Source organism: Prevotella sp. MA2016 (assembly GCF_000619825.1).
Lineage (GTDB): Bacteria > Bacteroidota > Bacteroidia > Bacteroidales > Bacteroidaceae > Prevotella.
Genome location: NZ_KK211036.1, coordinates 708,211 through 725,305 on the forward strand (window position 1 = coordinate 708,211; position 17,095 = coordinate 725,305).

At 51.6% G+C, this 17,095-nt stretch carries 12 protein-coding genes and 1 pseudogene; 4 read left to right on the plus strand and 9 right to left on the minus strand.

Translation table 11 applies throughout. The annotated features are described in order from the left end of the window. Positions 1–7 precede the first annotated feature (7 nt). The 3 genes from T360_RS0113875 to T360_RS0113885 are packed head-to-tail and all read right to left on the minus strand — an operon-like array spanning position 8 to position 3,407. Complete coding sequence (locus T360_RS0113875) at positions 8–1,000, minus strand: HlyD family secretion protein (RefSeq protein WP_028913310.1); 993 nt, start codon at positions 998–1,000, stop codon at positions 8–10. Between the two features lie 30 nt (positions 1,001–1,030). Next, positions 1,031–2,527, minus strand: a complete 1,497-nt coding sequence (locus T360_RS0113880) for a TolC family protein (RefSeq protein WP_028913311.1) — start codon at positions 2,525–2,527, stop codon at positions 1,031–1,033. Positions 2,528–2,531: 4 nt separating this feature from the next. Beyond that, positions 2,532–3,407, minus strand: a complete 876-nt coding sequence (locus tag T360_RS0113885; protein WP_028913312.1) for a hypothetical protein — start codon at positions 3,405–3,407, stop codon at positions 2,532–2,534. A gap of 201 nt (positions 3,408–3,608) precedes the next feature. Here T360_RS0113885 and T360_RS0113890 point away from each other — a divergent pair, with 201 nt between their 5' ends. Genes T360_RS0113890 through T360_RS0113900 form a run of 3 tightly spaced genes read left to right on the plus strand, consistent with a single transcriptional unit; the run spans position 3,609 to position 6,524 of the window. Beyond that, positions 3,609–3,827, plus strand: a complete 219-nt coding sequence (locus T360_RS0113890; RefSeq protein ID WP_028913313.1) for a DUF4492 domain-containing protein — start codon at positions 3,609–3,611, stop codon at positions 3,825–3,827. A 19-nt stretch (positions 3,828–3,846) separates the two neighbouring features. Beyond that, positions 3,847–5,379, plus strand: coding sequence for a cytochrome ubiquinol oxidase subunit I (locus T360_RS0113895; protein WP_028913314.1), 1,533 nt, complete (start codon positions 3,847–3,849; stop codon positions 5,377–5,379). Further along, positions 5,376–6,524: a cytochrome d ubiquinol oxidase subunit II gene (locus T360_RS0113900; RefSeq protein ID WP_028913315.1), complete on the plus strand. Its 1,149-nt coding sequence runs from the start codon at positions 5,376–5,378 to the stop codon at positions 6,522–6,524. Before T360_RS0113895 ends, T360_RS0113900 begins: the two co-directional genes overlap by 4 nt. A gap of 59 nt (positions 6,525–6,583) precedes the next feature. Here the strand turns inward: T360_RS0113900 and T360_RS0113905 are convergent. The 6 genes and pseudogenes from T360_RS0113905 to T360_RS0113930 form a co-directional block, all read right to left on the minus strand. Then, a pseudogene (locus T360_RS0113905) lies at positions 6,584–7,018 on the minus strand (peroxiredoxin family protein); the annotation flags it as partial. A 124-nt stretch (positions 7,019–7,142) separates the two neighbouring features. Next, the gene (locus T360_RS0113910; protein ID WP_028913317.1) at positions 7,143–8,675 is read right to left on the minus strand and encodes a sodium:solute symporter; all 1,533 of its coding nucleotides are present in this window, start codon (positions 8,673–8,675) and stop codon (positions 7,143–7,145) included. Positions 8,676–8,708: 33 nt separating this feature from the next. Next, entirely contained in the window at positions 8,709–9,797 is a 1,089-nt protein-coding gene (locus T360_RS0113915) for a hypothetical protein (protein WP_051523583.1), read from the minus strand. 174 nt (positions 9,798–9,971) lie between these two features. Next, positions 9,972–11,192 carry a DUF4374 domain-containing protein gene (locus T360_RS0113920; protein WP_028913319.1) on the minus strand — a complete coding sequence of 407 codons (1,221 nt, stop codon included), beginning with the start codon at positions 11,190–11,192 and terminating at the stop codon, positions 9,972–9,974. Positions 11,193–11,205: 13 nt separating this feature from the next. Continuing rightward, positions 11,206–13,365 carry a TonB-dependent receptor gene (locus T360_RS15530; protein ID WP_036929622.1) on the minus strand — a complete coding sequence of 720 codons (2,160 nt, stop codon included), beginning with the start codon at positions 13,363–13,365 and terminating at the stop codon, positions 11,206–11,208. Between the two features lie 142 nt (positions 13,366–13,507). Further along, a complete protein-coding gene (locus T360_RS0113930) occupies positions 13,508–14,824 on the minus strand; it encodes a glycosyl hydrolase family 8 (RefSeq protein ID WP_028913320.1) in 1,317 nt (438 codons plus the stop codon). 131 nt (positions 14,825–14,955) lie between these two features. On the opposite strand from T360_RS0113930, the gene T360_RS0113935 reads away from it, so the two are divergent. Beyond that, the gene (locus tag T360_RS0113935) at positions 14,956–17,067 is read left to right on the plus strand and encodes a DNA topoisomerase 3 (RefSeq protein ID WP_028913321.1); all 2,112 of its coding nucleotides are present in this window, start codon (positions 14,956–14,958) and stop codon (positions 17,065–17,067) included. The last annotated feature ends 28 nt before the right edge of the window (positions 17,068–17,095 follow it).

Consider the following 17,095-nt stretch of genomic DNA (forward strand, 5'->3'; position numbering starts at 1 on the left):
GAGGCCTTCAATCCTTAATAATCAAGCTCATGCCAGGGCGCAAGCCTTCCATCTTCTCAACCGGACGGGCTTTAACCTCAAAGGTTTTCAGGTCGTACTGACCATTAGCCTTGGTGGCCTTCCACACGGCATATGAACCCTGATCTTTCAGGTAGTAAACCTTCATCTTGATGATTTTATCGAACGCAGGCACATAGGCGTTCACCTCACTACCCATCTGCATACCTTTCAGCTGATCCTCGCGCACATTGAATGTACCCCAGAGATCCTGCATCACAGCTATCGACATGATGGGCGAACCAGTACCAACCAACTCACCTACCTTTGGATAAACATCAGAAACCTCGCCTTCCATCTGGGCCACCTGAACCGTCTCGTGAATATAAGAGTTAACCTCCTGCACGGCACCACGGGCACGCCCCACCTGAGCAGCAGCAGCCATCTTATCCTCGCGACGTGCACCATTCACAGCCATATCATACTGGCTCTGAGCAGCTTTTACCTGAGCCTCCATGGCCTTATAATTGGCAAAAGCCTCGTCTCGCTTCTGGGCACTCATCACGCCCTCGTCGAACAGGCGCTGCACACGATTGTAAGATTTCTCTGCAATCTCAAGTCCTGCCTTAGCCTGCTGAAGAACAGAGAAAGCACCCTGAATCTGCTCTTTGCGAGCACCATTCTGAGCCTTCAACTCCAAAGCCGCAGCGGCGCTCTCGGCGCTTTGGGCTTGTTCCATCTTGGCACGCACCTCAGGGGCATCAAGTATAGCAAGTGTATCACCCACCTTAACATAGTCGCCCTCTTTTACGCGAAGTTCAAGAATACGACCTGGCACCTTGCTAGATACACGGTACTCTGTAACCTCTACCTGTCCCTGGATAATGTCTGGATCACGATCCAGCGCAAAGAATCCAATCAATGCCACGATAACCACAACTGTAGCAAAACCTAAAATAGCAAGCAGTATGTTGTTATGCTGGCGTTTAGCTTGTTCTGTCATAATATCTAAAATCTTTATGTTCAATATTTGTTATTCAATGTCAAGCGTGCCAAGTGCCTTCTGAAGGTCAACCTGACTCAGTTTAACATCAATTTCTGCATCAATTTTCTGAGACTGAGCCTGCAGCCAAGCCGTCTGAGCCTCCATCACCACAGTAGGGCTGATAACACCCTCCTGGAATCCCAGGTTAGCGGTACGAAGATTCTCATCGGCACGCTGGATGTTCTTCTGAGCCATGGTTAGTTTCTTGTTAGCCTCGTCAACCTTAAAGGTGGTTTGGTTAACCTGAAGTTCAATTTTCTCACGGGCTTCGTCGAGTTCGAGGGTTGCGATGGCGGTGGCCCCTTTCGAGGCACGTACCTTATACATCACATCGCCCCAGTTCCAGATAGGCACACGAACGATAACGCCCACATGCCAGAAACCTGCGAATTTCTTCTCGAAACCGTTCATCACGTTAGGGTTGCTGACAGCATAGCCACCCATCAACGCCACCTGAGGCAAGTTGCCGGCTTTGAGCACGTTGGTGGCCTGCTTACTCAGGTCAACGGTATTCTGTAAAAGCTTCAGCTCAGGACGATGTGCCACAGCACGTTCCACATCCAACTGCGGCGTAAGCTCTACTACCGCTATATTCTCAGCCTGCTCGTCCTGCAGGACAACAGGCTCGTTCAAGGGCAGACCGCACAACTGATTGAGCAACATGCGCGAGAGCACCAAGCCGTCGTTCACCTTCGTCAGGGTCATTTCAGCCTCGTTCACCTTTACATCCACGCTCAGTCCGTCGCTACGTGTAGCTACGCCCTCGTCGATCATTTTATGTACATCGCTATCAAACTTCTTAACAAGCTGGAGATAACTCTCGGCCAAAGCCTTTTTATGATGGAGCGAAACCACCTGCCAGTAAGCCTGATCTATCTGATACAACGTGGCATGGCGGCGGGCATCCATCGAGTTCTTAGCCATCTCTGTTCCTATGTCGGCCATCTTATTCATAGCCACAATAGCACCACCCATAAATACAGGCTGAGTTACCACAACAGAACCTGCAAAGATGTTACGGGTATCGGTACGGAAGGCATCAACGATATTCTGCCCCCTCTGGTTCAAGCCCTCTGTTACCTTGGCCATATCCTGCGCCATCTGCATTTGGGCAGCAGGCGGCAAAGTGGCAACCAGCGAGCCTAAAGTGCTTTGCAGGGTACCACCAACAAAAGTACCAAGACCGCCCAAGGCAGCCTTCTGCCCATCATTAAGGATCGACACCTCCTCGCTCGTAAACTCGTAGGTACCTATAGCACTCACGTGGGGAAGGTACTTGGTGCGAGCCGACTTGCGAGCATTCTCGGCCACATCCTGTTTAAGTTTAGAAATACCTAGCTGTTTGTTGTTCCTCAGCGCCATCTGCCTACAGCTATCCAAGCTCAATATGCGCGTCCCCGACGTGCCGTCGCTCACACGCACTTTTTGAGCCGAAGCAGGCAGCACAGCCATCAGAAGCAACCACACTCCAAAAGTTTTTTTCATCATATCACTTATTAAAACTAAACGTCTTCGTTCCAATCATGTTGCCATCCACAAAGATGCTTACGCGGTAGTCGCCGGCTTCCAGCATCTGGGTAGTATTCCAATATACGGTGACAGGCGTCTCCTCGCCTGTATATTCAATCACTTTCTTAGCCGAGCACTCGATGTTGCGGTTCTCGTAGGCAAACGAGCCGCCACCGCTCAGCGTGTTGCCGCCAGGGTTCTGGATGCGCACATACACGGTGCGGTTGCCGTTAGCAGCAGTCACGTTCTTGGTGATGCTGAAGCTCACGCGCATCTGCTTGCAGTCCTTCAGTTTCTTGGCTGTCTTGCCGTTCTTACCCAGAATCTGCATCTGGATGTTTGTGGCATCAAGCTGGGCAGCAATTGCCACCTTCTCGGAGAGAGAAGCCTTCTCGCTGTTCAAACCGGCCACCTGGGCATTGCGCTCAGAGAGCTCGGCATTTACACGGCTGTTTTCTGCCTTCAGATTCTCATTCAGACGGTTCAGCGAGTCAATCTGATAAACATAATCGCGCAGCACCTCGCGCACGGTAGCCAGCTCCTTCTTCAGTCGGGCTATCTCGCGGGCATCGCTGGCCTTCACCTGCTTCAACTCCTCCAGCAGCTTCTGAGTCTTCATCTGCTCTTCAGTCAGCTGAGCGATGATAGAGTCATTATTAATCTGCGTTTTCATCTCGCTGTACTGCATGGTGAAACGCTCATATTCATTCTCCATCTCCTGTTTGTCGAGTTCGGCCAGCTCCTCCATATCCTGTACCACCTGCTTCTGCTCCTGCAGACTCAAAAACAACCAGGCAGCGGCGCCACACAACACAAGAATTACTACAATCAGACTTATTAATACTTTCTTATTCATAACGCATTCTAATAATTTTCGGGTGCAAATTTAAGTTATTTCAACGAAATAACAAAAAATTTTGTGTTTCAAACACTTAAGCAACATTAAAAATTGGAAAATTAGCGACTTTTCGACCAATTTTATCACTTTCAGCCCCATATATTTGGCGATAAAAAATAAATAATGTATATTTGCCCCAACATTTTATGCGATATCTATATGGCTAAGAACAACTTTTTCTGCAAAGTGTTCCATCTTTATTACGATGGGTTTCGCTCGATGACGCTTGGCAAGACGCTTTGGGCCATCATACTCATCAAGCTGTTTATCATCTTCGCGGTGCTCAAGGTGTTCTTCTTTCCCAATTTCCTGAAAGAGCACGCGCAGGGCAATGAGGCTGAATTCGTGGCCACACAGCTGTTGGACATTAAAGATTAAACATTAAACATTAAATGATATGTTACAAAACCTAATTCTTAACATCGATGCTGGTACGATCGACTGGTCGAGAGCCCAATTTGCACTTACGGCCATCTACCACTGGCTCTTCGTTCCCCTGACGCTGGGTTTGGCGGTGATCATGGGAATCGTGGAAACAAAGTATTATCAGACTAGAGACGACTTCTGGAAAGAGTCGGCCAAGTTCTGGCAGAAACTCTTCGGCATCAACTTTGCCATGGGTGTGGCCACGGGCATCATCCTGGAGTTTGAGTTTGGCACCAACTGGAGCAACTACTCCTGGTTTGTAGGCGACATTTTTGGTGCACCATTGGCCGTAGAGGGCATCGTGGCTTTCTTTATGGAGAGCACGTTTGTGGCTGTGATGTTCTTTGGTTGGCAGAAGGTGTCGGCCGGATTCCATCTGGCTTCTACCTGGCTCACCGGTCTTGGTGCCACCATCTCAGCCTGGTGGATTCTGGTGGCTAATGCCTGGATGCAGTATCCCGTGGGTTGCGAGTTCAATCCTGACACGATGCGCAATGAGATGGTGAGCTTTGCCGATGTGGCACTCTCGCCCTTTGCCGTATCAAAATTCTGTCACACCATCACCTCGTCATGGATCATCGGCGCCATCTTCTGCGTGGGCGTGTGCTGCTGGTATCTGATGAAGAAACGCCACACGCGCCTGGCACTCGAGAGCATGAAGATAGGCGCAGGCGTGGGCTTGGTGGCAGCGCTTCTGGCAGCGGCTACAGGTCATAAGAGTGGTATGGACGTGGCCGAGGTGCAACCGATGAAGCTGGCCGCCATGGAGGCACTCTACGATGGCGGCACAGAGCAGGGACTCAAGCTGGTAGAGGGTATCGAGATACCTTACGGCCTGAGCATCATGGCCACCAACGACCCTCAGGGCTACGTGCCTGGCATCAACGACCTGCTGAACGGCTATACCACCCCCGATGGAAAAACTGAGCCTAGTGCCGACGAGAAGATAGCACGCGGCAAGAAAGCCATCGCTGCGCTGGCAGCCTATCGCAAGGCCAAAGCCGACGGCGCGCCCGACTCCATTATCAACCGTCAATTATCCATTCTCAATTCAAATATTAAGTTTTTTGGATATGGTTACGTGAAGGACAAGAGCCAGCTGGTGCCACCGGTAGCCGTTAATTTCTGGGCATTCCGCATCATGGTTGGCGTAGGTTGCCTCTTCATCGCCTTCTTTGCCGTTATCCTGGCCGTGAGCTATCGCTGGCCCAAGTTCCTTTTTGGCAAGCGCGACATCACCACCCTACCCGCCTGGCACTATTGGCTGGCCATCGCCCTCATCCCGCTGGCCTACATCGGTTCGGAGTGCGGCTGGCTGGTGGCCGAGTTCGGACGTCAGCCCTGGACCATTCAGGACATGCTGCCCACATGGGTGGCTGTGAGCGATCTGCAGTCGTCGAGCGTCATCACCACGTTCTTCCTCTTCCTCATACTCTTCACCACCATGCTGGCTGTAGAAATCAACATCTTACTCAAGCAAATTAAGAAAGGACCCGCCGTATGACATACGAATTTTTGCAACATTATTGGTGCTTCATCGTTTCGTTGTTGGGAGCACTTCTGGTTTTCCTGTTATTTGTTCAGGGTGCCAATTCAGTAGCACGCTCATTAGGCTACACCGAAGAGGGGCGCCGACTGGTGTACAACTCTACCGGTCGCAAGTGGGAGTTCACGTTCACCACACTCGTCACTTTCGGTGGTGCGTTCTTCGCCTCGTTCCCCCTGTTCTACAGCACCTCGTTTGGCGGTGCCTATTGGCTGTGGATGATCATCCTCTTCACCTTTGTGCTGCAGGCTGTGAGCTACGAGTTTCAGAATAAGATTGGCAACATACTGGGGCCCAAGACGTTCCAGTTCTTCCTTACATTAAACGGTATCGTTGGTCCGCTGCTGCTAGGCGGCGCTGTGGCCACCTTCTTCGAGGGTTCCAACTTCATCGTGGCCAAGAACAACATGATTGATGCTGGCGCCATCACGCCCATCATCAGTCGCTGGGCCAACGCCTCTCACGGCCTCGACGCCCTGCTCAATCCCTGGGTACTGGTATTGGGCTTTGCTGTAGTATTCCTGGCACGCGTGCTGGGCATTCTCTACGTGATGAACAATGTGGCCGACGAGGACATCCGCTCGCGTGGCAGCGTACGCTTGGTAGGTGCCGCCGTACCCTTCCTGGTACTGTTTGTGGCCTATCTGGCCCACGTGCTGCTCAAGGACGGATTTGCTTACAATGCCGAGGGCGTCATCTACATGGAGCCTTACAAATATCTCAACAATTTCTTGGAGATGTGGTATCTGCTGGTAGTGCTGCTCATGGGCGTGCTGATGGTGCTCTACGGCATCGGCAAGACCATTTTCTCTAAGAGTTATGTGGGCGGCATCTGGCCTGCAGGCATCGGCACCGTGCTCACCGTACTGGCCCTGCTGCTCTGCTCAGCCTGGAACAACACCGCCTACTACCCCTCTACCGCCGACCTGCAGTCGTCGCTCACGCTAGCCAACTCCTGCTCCAGCGAGTTCACCCTGCGCACCATGTTCTGGGTTTCCCTGCTTGTCCCCTTCGTGCTGGCCTACATCATCTACGCCTGGCGCGCCATCGACAGCAAGAAGCTTACCAAAGAAGAACTCCACTCCGACGACCACGCCTATTAAAACACATTAATCCCCGCCAGCGAATAAACTGACGGGGATTTTATTGTGCCTGATTTTTACTACTTAAAGAGCTCGGCCAGGTAGGTGTAGAAAGCGGGATCTTCACCTACGATAATCTTGGCGATTTTGCCTTGAGGGTCAATGACAATCTTGGTGGGGAAGCCCTCGATGCCATACTGCGCGGCGATGGTCTGCAACTGCTCGTTGGGGCAGCGCACCTGCAACCAGGGCAGCTGGTGCTCATCCACAGCGGCACGCCACTTCTCTTCTGTGTCGCGACAGTCAACACCCAGTATCTCCATCTTGTCCTTATACTTGGCATAGGCCTCCTTCATGTGGGGGATGCCACGGATGCACCAGATGCACCATGAGCCCCAGAAATCGAGCACCACATACTTGCCGCGCAGCGACGACAGTTTGGTGGTGGTGCCCTGCAGATTGGGCAATTCAAAATCGGGTGCCAACTCACCCTCGGCGGCCACCTCTACAGCCTCGACAGCTGCTGAGGCGGGATTGTCGGCCTTGGGCTTGCTTGTGCAAGCAGCCATCAGGGTGATGGCAACACTCAGTAAAGCTACGGTTAAAACAGATTTCTTCATAAATTAAAAATACTTTTTTTTATTGTTTATTATTGTAACACTCAAAGATGGCATCAACACGGCCCTGCGACATCTGACGGGTGAACAGACTGACTATCCACACCACGGGAAAACCGCCCACCATAGCGATGGCACCGCAGTTGATGGGGTTGATGGGATTGCCCGCCAGCATATTGACAACCGTGAGCCCCACACCCCACACGAAGCAGGCCCACACGCTCATGGTGGTGACACGCTTGGAGTAGAGACCCAGCATGAACGGCGCCAGGAAGGCACCTGCCAGCGCACCCCACGAGATACCCATGAGTTGCGCAATAAACGTGGGCGGATTGAGGGCGATGAGCAGCGAGATGGCTATGAAGAACATGATGAGCACGCGCATCACTACAACCTTGCGGCGCTCTATCTTCTCGGACACGATATCATTAATCTCACCCTCTTCAACCTCGCCGGGCAGCGATTTCTTATCACGATAAATAAGGTCGAGCGTCATGGTAGAGCTGGATGTGAGCACTAGCGATGCTAGGGTTGACATAGAGGCCGAAAGCACCAGCAGCACCACGAGGGCGATGAGCACATCGGGCAATGTGACCAGCATGGAGGGGACAATAGAATCGAAAGCCAACTTGCCATTGGGCAATACAGGAGGCATGCCGAACAGACGACCGAAGCCACCCAGGAAATAACAGCCACCAGCCACAATGAAGGCAAAGACAGTAGAGATGACGGTGCCGCGCTTGATGGCACTCTCGTCGGTGATGGAATAGAACTTACCTACCATCTGCGGCAATCCCATGGTGCCAAGGGATGTGAGCACCACGACACCCAACAAGCCCCAGGGGTCAGGGCCAAAGAGTGTGGCAAAGCCGCCGTTGACGGTGTGGTCGTCGTCGGCAGGCATCGCTGCCAACTTATCTACAGCCACGCTGAGACCGCCCTGCACATTGAGCACAGCAATAATAACGGCCACAATACCAAACAGCATGATGATACCCTGGATGAAGTCGTTCATTGCCGTGGCCTTATAACCGCCCAGAATCACATAAACGGCGGTGAGGATGGCCATCACAATCACACAGAACTCATAGGGGATGCCAAACCCCATCTCGAAAAGCGTAGAGATGCCTTTATACACACCCGCGGTATAGGGAATCAGAAACACAAAGGCGATGATAGATGCTGCCACACGCAAACCCTGATCATTGAAACGGGTGCCGAAGAAATCGGGCATGGTGCGACTCTCGATATGCTGCGTCATCAGTTTGGTGCGGCGCCCCAACAAGAGCCATGCCAGGAGCGAGCCAATGATGGCATTGCCAATGCCTATCCAGGCAGAAGAGAGTCCGTATTTCCAACCGAACTGACCAGCGTAGCCCACAAAGACCACAGCCGAGAAATAACTTGTTCCGAAAGCAAAGGCTGTGAGCCATGGACCCACGGCACGACCGCCCAGCACGAAACCATCAACACTACTGGCCTGCTTACGGGTGTAGAGCCCCACCCCAATCATCACAACCAGAAATATAACTGTAAATAATATCTTTATTACCATTTCAATTCTTCAATTCTTAAATTTTTCAATTCTTCAAAATGCCACCTGCATCTGCGCCTGCAGCCAATTATAATCCTTACTACTAATATGATCACCACACAGGCAGCGGGTGTATTGCAGCTGCATGCGGCACTTCTTATAGAACCAGTACTGCAGGCCGATGGTGAGATTGGTTTGATCCCAGCCTTCTACCTTGGTGTTGCGGTCGAAGGTTTCGCCGCTGGCCACGATGTCGAGGGCATCGACCACGGGGATGCAGGTGGTGACGTAGCCACCGCGGCTGCCCACATTGCCATCCTGTCCGCCCAACCACTCGGCACGGATTGAGGCCGGACGAGCCTCCTTGTACTTGCTGCCTGTGTAGGCCTGCGTCTTATACTCAGCACCCACACTATAGCGGTTGCGCTTGTAATTGTCACCTACGTTGATGTCGGGGTTCCACTTAGCCACGCCCACAGCATTGCCCGTGCCCAGATAGCCTGATGCCACCACGCGGAAGCCCGGCATGGGGCGCAGTTCGAGCTTAGCAATAAAATCCTTCTGATTGTTCAGGTCCTTACGGTTGATACCTTGTCCGCTCATCAGGGCCAGTTCGTAGTGAAGCACACCCTGAGCCAGATCGCCGTAAACCTCCAGTCCCATGTCGCGACCATAGTTCACACCATTAAGCGGATCGGGACCTTCGCCAGCCAGATAGAGCACCGCCTGCGAATAGACATCCACCAGCTCCAACTGCGTGGGGCTCAAGGGATTCTCCATCGTGTAGGAGTGTTTAAACTGGCCTAACCTCACAGTAAGCTCGTTGCCATTACTCACACGATAGTCGGTGTAGAACTCCTGCACCACGCTCGAGAAGTCGTGCATAAACAGGAACGACCATCTGTCGGTGATCTTGGCCTTGGCCCATAGCAACGTTCGTTTCAGGTTGTAAGCATTGGTTTTCACGCCGTTTGGATCTTGATAGCTCCAACCGCCCTGAGCATAACCATTCAGAGTGATTCGGCTGGAAAGATCTTTCATCCAGTCGGTGTCATTGTCTTTTTGTTGCGCTGCAACCGTGGTGCACAAACCGCATGCAGCCATCACAAAAAGCATTTTCAGTTTGCAAGTTTTACGTTTCATTTCGTCATCTTTTTCTGATTATTTAGTTCCTTGCGGCAACAAAAATACGACATTTCCTGCAACTTGCAAAATAATTTAATAATTTTAACAACAAAATGATGCAACAAAAAAAGGGAGCTAACGCCTGCTAACTCCCTATAACTCCAGTTTAACTCCTGCTAACTCACTCAAAAATTACAAGCGGAAAAATCCACCAACAAATGAGGTTGATACGCGGGCACCACGCTCAGCACGGGCTGTGGCAATATCTGTACGATAAATGTACACACCATCGGGGGTGGAAACGGGCAGATAAACATAGCCGCCCTCGTGCAGGTAAGCAAAGCGGCGACCACCATTACCATTATGTACGGGGATGCCGTCAATATCGGTTACCGTCTGGTTTACCAGATCGATGATGCAGCACTTCAGGCTCTTATCGCCCCAGCGGTCGTTGGCTGTCTGTGGGTTGAGCGTGCTCACCTCGGCAAACACAAGACCATTACCAACATAAGCCACGTGGGCTGGTTTCAAGCCGCCTGTGGCAGCTTCGAAATCAAAGAAGTAGTCGGCATCAAACGTTGTGGCGCCTTTCTTAATACGCAAGAAACCAGCATGCTTAGTGCTCTGCGAATAGCCATTCGAGAGGGCCGAGTTCGACATCACATACAGATTGTCTTGCTCGTCCTTCATCAGGCCATTGTAAGCCCCCCACGAGCCACCAGGACCCATGCGGGTATCTTTCATTAACTCAACAAACTTCATATCAGGATAGCTATAAACAGCCACGAAACAAGTATCGGTATAAGCCGTCTCGAAGGTAAGACTGTTCATAGGGGTATAAGTGACGTAAAGATTGCCGCCGCTATACATCATGCCTGTGACAGAGGGCCAGTCCAGGCGGTCGATAGGGTCAACCGTGGTGCTGGCGTTCTTATCCAGGATGGCTGCGCTCTGAGCATCAACGGTATAGAAGGTGAGCTGCGAGCCACTCTCTTTGTTGACGGGGAGTTCGAGACCCACCATCGTGCGATCATCCACCTGACAGAAACCGCTCAGCGAGTTGTCGAACACAAACTCGCCCTGCTCCTTCAGCAATCCGTCGGCACCACGCACCACAGCAGTAGCATTGGTGAGGCCCAGACCACCGATGCAGAAGATGCTGTTGCTGCCCTGCTGGTAGTCGTGATAGCCATTCTGCTCGATGCCTTTGCCCACGGCATTAATGGTACCCTCCATCAGATTGTCGGTAGAAACCACATAGTAGGTGGTGTTGCCATTTGATGTTACGCCCAGACTCAGAATATAGGGGGCGTTAGGTGTTTCCTGCTCGGCAGCCAGGTCGTCTTCGCACGCTGTCAGAACACCTACGGCCATAGCGGCCAATATGATAGAATTTCTAAAGCAATTTTTCATAACTTACTGAGTTTTATTTACTTATAAAATAACGGAACTTAACGTTGAATGAGCGACCAGGCTTCTGCAGACGATAGTTGTCGTACAGTTTAGCGTTAGTCAGATTGTCGCACTCGGCCACCACGCTGTAGCGACCATCGCACAGACTATAGCCTACCGAAACGCTGTGGCTCAGCTGCTCGGGGATCACCTTCTTGGTGGCCTTAGCACCCAGACCGGTAAACGAGAGATAGTAGTCGTGGATGTACTGCACATCGTAGTTGAGCGAGAGGCTGTTGCCCTTAGCGCCCAGGTCGAAGAACTGATAGTCAGCATGTCCGTTCATAAAGAAATAAGGGATGTTGGGCAGGCGCTGTCCATAGGTGATATTCTCGCTGATGCCATCGCCCACGTAGGTATTCTGCGTTTCCTGATACTTCATCTTATCCTTGATATTCTGATAGGTCAGATTGCCGTTGATGTGGAAGTTGCGCTTGTAGGCATAGCCCAGCGAAGCCTCGAGGCCGCGTGTCTGCACCTTACCGATATTGTCGTAGCTGGTAGTGGGATTACTCAACAGCGCCACACCCTTCAGGATAAAGTCCTTGGTGTCGCGATAGATATAGTTCACCTCGGCCTGCAGGCGATGATCGCCAAAGGTCTGGTCGAACAGCAGTCCTGCATTCAGGTTATTGCTGCTCTCAGGCTTCAAGTCGGGGTTGGCTTTCTGCACCAGTCCGTCGCCAAACATCTCAACAGCTTCGGGCATACGGTAGGCGCGCTCAAAGCTCACCTTCACCTGCAGCGATGGCAGGATGTAATAGGTGGCGGCAGCACCGTAGCCGTAGCGCTGCTTGCGGTCGGAGAGTTTCTCCCAGCGCTGGTTCTCGGTAAACTGATCCATCAGCTTGTTGGTAGAGCTGTACAGGCGATACATCTTACCAAACACGTTGGCATTCCAGCGGTTATAGCGTATCTGGTAGCCCAGACCGGTGATATTCTTGGTGAGCTGCTGTGGCACGTTGTTCATCTCATCATCGGGATACATCTCGTCGTTGCTTTTACGACGGATGGCCGAGAACACATTGTTGAGTATCACAGAGTGATGGTCGTTGATGACGTAGTTCAGATTGGCATTGGCCTGCCACTGGCGCTCGCGGATGGTGGCATCTGTGAGGTAAGCCTCGCCGGCCGAGTTGGCCTTCACCCACTCACCACGCCAGTTGTAGTGGCGCGCCAGGGTATCCACATTACTGGTATTAACCATGCTGTAGGTGCCATAGAGTGAGAGCGAGAGGCCTGGCAGCAGGTCGTTCTTCTTATAGCGCACGCTGGGAATCAGGCTCCAGCTGCGGTTCTTCACACCGCCATACACAGCATCCATGGTGGCACCTGTCTGCACATTACGCTTATCAGCCGAAGCGATGATACCTACAAGTAGGTAGTCGGCCCACGACTTGCGCACCACGCCTGTTTCGAACTTCAGTCCGTACGACTGATAGCCATCATTAAATCGGCGCACCCACGCGTCGCCTTCCTGCTTGTTGGTAGCCAGATCAACGATTGGTGCCCATACCTTATAATCATTATCAGAATAGTTGGCAAATGCATTGGCACGCAGCGTAAATCCGCTCTGAGAAGTGTAAACACCATTCACAGCAGCACGATGGGTATTGAACGAGCCCACAGAGTAAGTGGCATCCAGATAGTTGGCATTGGTGCGAGTGACGATGTTGACGGCACCACCCAGCGCATCGCTACCCAGATAAACAGGCAGCACACCCTTGTACACCTCGATGCGGTCGGCCATGTTGGCAGAGATATTGGCCAGATTGAACGACGAACCGAAATTGTCCATGGGGATGCCATCGATAAAGAACTTCACCTGATTGCCAGAGAAGCCATTCATCGAGAAACTATAGTTTGAGCCCAAGCCACCGTCCTCGCGAATCTTGATAGAGGTGACAGTATTGAGCACCTGATTAAGCGCCGAAGCACTTTGGTATTTTGTGGCCAGATCAACCACAGATATAGCGTAAGCCTGCTCGTGCATCTTGCGAGCCTTGGTCTTACCCACAATTTTCACTTCGTGCAAATTGATAGAATCGTGCAAATCGGTCTGTGCCATCGTGTGATTGCAAAAAGCAAGTCCAACCAGCGCGCACAGCCATTTTGATGTGTTGTTTTTGCGCATAATATATTCCAAATTTATAATCTCCCTTTACCTTAGTATTTTTTCCTTTTCTTAAAGCGGGTGCAAAGGTACGACTATTCAGGGAATCACGCAATACCTAAAAATAATGAAAAAGCCCCACCATCACGGTGAGGCCCCTCCTTTAATACTGCGGAACAATTTCTCTATAGATTCCACTTAGATGCATAAAAGCAAACAATCTTAATAAACCATCATAGTATGCGTCAAAATAGCCATCTTCAAAGGGTTCGTGCTTGGCATTCCAGAGCGCATCAACAAACTCCTTGCGCTTATCGTGCTGGCACATGATAGAGGCAGCAGCCACCGTACTAACCAGTCCGATACTGTGGCGCAGTTTGCGGAAACCGCCTGCCTGTAGAATCTCGTTCTCCTCGGGGAGTGACCCGTCGGGGCGATACTGATCCACAAACTTGTCGACGCCCTGCGAGTAGAAGAAGTTCTGGATACGCTCGCCATAGCCGCGCTGCCACTCAGCATCTGCCCCACTCCACTCATAGTCGAGCGTGATATTCATGGGCACGCGCCATGAATCGTAGCGGAAGTTGTTGCTACCATTACGACGAGGCTTTTCGCCTGGCTTGGGTTGCGGCATGCCTGGCCAACGTGGCATCTGCATCTCGCTACCATCATACTGGCACATATCGGCATTCAGACCTGTAACAGGGTGTGTGGCCTTGTGCAGGAAGGCACGACTGGCCTGCGCACAAGCGCGCCAGTAGTCGGCTCGCCCATCATCGGCCCACTTGGCCCATACCTCATAAAAGGCAGGGATATGATACGAGGGGTCAGTATATCGGTTGCCAAAACCATCGGGGGTAAAAGTAATCAGTTTGGTTTCAGGGTCGATGAGATACATCTTCTGAGGTCCCTGCTGCTGCGGACCAAAGCCAGGGAATCCGGCTGGACGAGGCTCTGGGGTGTACTCCTTAGGTTGGATGCAGTTCAGTATGCGCTGAGCCTCAGCCTTGTAATTGATACCTGTGTTGTCGCCCCAACGGTTAGAGGCAAAAATCAGGGCCGTGATGAAATATAATTCGCCATCGCTGGCAGCACCGTCAGCATTACGTGTGCCATCGGTCTTACAACTCCAGGCAAAATAGCCCTCGCGGTTGCCGCTCTGATGCTGCATATACTTCTTGCTCCAGCGCCACAAACGGTCGAAGATGTCTTTCTCGCCAAACTGCACAGCAATCATCATGCCGTATGACATGCCTTCGGTACGGGCATCGTGGTTCTTGATGTCGCTCACATAGCCCATCGAGTCGCCCACTTCAAAATACACTTTGTTGGGGCCACGGAACACGTCGTTGAATACTTCTTTCAGTTTGGCATCAACCTGAGCAGGCTGATAACCCATCTCTACAAAAACATTGCGGCACTCAGCACGCACAATGGTAGTGATCGCCATGAGGATAGTGATAATAATTAGTTTTCTCATATAAATTATAAATGTGATTGATTTCTATATTTTAATGACGAAAATTCGCCCGAAAAGTTTAATAACAAGTGTAAAATTTGGTATTTCGGCCGATTTACACTATCTTTGCATCCAAAATAAGAAAGATAAACATGATAGTTTGTATAGCAGAGAAACCAAGTGTAGCTCGTGATATAGCAAGAATTCTGGGAGCCAACAGCTCGCACGACGGTTACATGGAAGGCAACGGTTACCAAGTGACGTGGACCTTCGGACACCTGTGCACGCTGAAGGAACCCGGCGATTATACACAAGCCTGGAAACCCTGGGCGCTCACCCAACTGCCTATGATACCACAGCGTTTTGGCATTAAGCTCATCAACGACAAGGGTATAGAGAAGCAGTTTAAGATTATCGAGGGCCTGATGCAGAAGGCCGATGGCATCGTGAACTGTGGTGACGCGGGCCAGGAAGGAGAATTGATTCAGCGCTGGGTGATGCAGAAAGCCAACGCTACCTGCCCCGTCAAGCGCCTGTGGATTTCGTCGATGACCGACGAGGCCATCAAGGAGGGCTTTGCCAGTTTGAAGGATCAGACCGACTACCAGCCGCTGTATCTGGCAGGACTGAGCCGCGCCATTGGCGACTGGTTGCTGGGCATGAACGCTACCCGACTCTATACGCTGAAGTATGGTCAGAACCGCCAAGTGCTGTCCATCGGTCGTGTGCAAACGCCAACCTTAGCGCTCATCGTGAACCGGCAGAAGGAGATAGAGAACTTTAAGCCCGAGCCCTACTGGGTTTTGGCCACCGTTTATCGCGATACCACCTTTACGGCCACAAAAGGAAAATTCACCAGCAAGGAGGAGGGCGAGCAGGCTTTTTCTACCATCGAGGGCAAGCCTTTCCTGGTAACCAAAGTAGAGAAGAAAGAGGGCAAAGAGCAGCCCCCACAGCTCTACGACCTGACCTCGCTGCAGGTGGATTGTAACCGCAAGTTCGGCTATTCGGCTGAGATGACGCTTAACCTTATTCAGAGCCTCTACGAGAAGAAATATACCACCTATCCGCGTGTTGATACGCAGTACCTATCGGATGACATCTACCCCAAGTGCCCACAAACGCTCAATGGGTTGTATCAGACGAAGTTTGACGGCGTTCAGCCTTACGCTGAGTTTATCAAGCCCATCGGCGGCAAAACGCTGAAGAAAACCAAGCGTGTGTTTGATACTTCGAAGGTGACCGACCACCATGCCATCATCCCAACAGGTGTGATACCACAGAACCTGACGGATGCGGAGAAGAAGGTATTCGACCTGGTGGCACGCCGATTTATCGCCGTATTCCTGCCCGATTGCAAGTTCTCTACTACAACGGTACTTGGCGAGGTGGGCGGAACCTCCCCCAGCCCGTCCCAAGCAGGTGAGATTGCACAGGGCAAAGAAGAGACCGTGGAGTTCAAAGTGACGGGTAAGGAGATTCTGGATCCAGGTTGGCGAATTATTCAAGGAAAAGTGCAGAAAGAGGAAGAAGGCGAGGAGAAGAAAACACAAGACGACGAGGAGCGCACCCTGCCAACATTTGTGAAGGGTGAGAGTGGCGACCACAAGCCTACGCTTACTGAGAAGTGGACTACCCCACCCGCCTACTATAACGAGGCTTCGCTGCTGCGCGCGATGGAAACGGCAGGCAAGTTTGTAGAAGACGAGACGCTACGCGCTGCCATGAAAGAGAATGGTATCGGGCGCCCATCAAGTCGTGCCGGCATTATCGAGACGCTCTTTAAGCGACACTACATCAAGCGCGAGCGCAAACGCCTGATAGCCACACCTACGGGTATCGAGCTGATTGACCTGATTCGCGAAGAACTGTTGAAGAGCTGTGAACTAACAGGTATCTGGGAGAAGAAACTGCGCGACATTGAGCACAAGAAATATGACGCCCAGCAGTTTATCGAGGAACTGAAGCAGCAGGTGACAGAGATTGTGAATGAGGTGATGACCGATAGCACCAACCGACGGGTGACGGTATTATCGGATGCCGACCTGAAGAAGGTGAAGTCGCCCAAGACAGAGTCTGCCCCCAAGGCCAAGACCACTCGCAAATCTAAGGCTGCAGCACCCAAAGCGCAGGCCACAAGCGTGAAAGAGGGCGATGTTTGTCCGCTGTGTGGCCAAGGCCACATTATCAAGGGCAAAACAGCCTATGGCTGCTCCCGCTGGAAAGAAGGTTGCACGTTCAGAGCACCACTCAACGAGAAATAATAAAAGGCAGGCAATAAAACGCCTGCTT

Excerpts from the sequence above, each read along its gene's own strand:
- T360_RS0113875 (WP_028913310.1), bottom strand. The coding sequence starts at position 1,000 with ATGACAGAACAAGCTAAACGCCAGCATAACAACATACTGCTTGCTATT.
- T360_RS0113880 (WP_028913311.1), bottom strand. The coding sequence starts at position 2,527 with ATGAAAAAAACTTTTGGAGTGTGGTTGCTTCTGATGGCTGTGCTGCCT.
- T360_RS0113885 (WP_028913312.1), bottom strand. The coding sequence starts at position 3,407 with ATGAATAAGAAAGTATTAATAAGTCTGATTGTAGTAATTCTTGTGTTG.
- T360_RS0113890 (WP_028913313.1), top strand. The coding sequence starts at position 3,609 with ATGGCTAAGAACAACTTTTTCTGCAAAGTGTTCCATCTTTATTACGAT.
- T360_RS0113895 (WP_028913314.1), top strand. The coding sequence starts at position 3,847 with ATGTTACAAAACCTAATTCTTAACATCGATGCTGGTACGATCGACTGG.
- T360_RS0113900 (WP_028913315.1), top strand. The coding sequence starts at position 5,376 with ATGACATACGAATTTTTGCAACATTATTGGTGCTTCATCGTTTCGTTG.
- T360_RS0113910 (WP_028913317.1), bottom strand. The coding sequence starts at position 8,675 with ATGGTAATAAAGATATTATTTACAGTTATATTTCTGGTTGTGATGATT.
- T360_RS0113915 (WP_051523583.1), bottom strand. The coding sequence starts at position 9,797 with ATGAAACGTAAAACTTGCAAACTGAAAATGCTTTTTGTGATGGCTGCA.
- T360_RS0113920 (WP_028913319.1), bottom strand. The coding sequence starts at position 11,192 with ATGAAAAATTGCTTTAGAAATTCTATCATATTGGCCGCTATGGCCGTA.
- T360_RS15530 (WP_036929622.1), bottom strand. The coding sequence starts at position 13,365 with ATGCGCAAAAACAACACATCAAAATGGCTGTGCGCGCTGGTTGGACTT.
- T360_RS0113930 (WP_028913320.1), bottom strand. The coding sequence starts at position 14,824 with ATGAGAAAACTAATTATTATCACTATCCTCATGGCGATCACTACCATT.
- T360_RS0113935 (WP_028913321.1), top strand. The coding sequence starts at position 14,956 with ATGATAGTTTGTATAGCAGAGAAACCAAGTGTAGCTCGTGATATAGCA.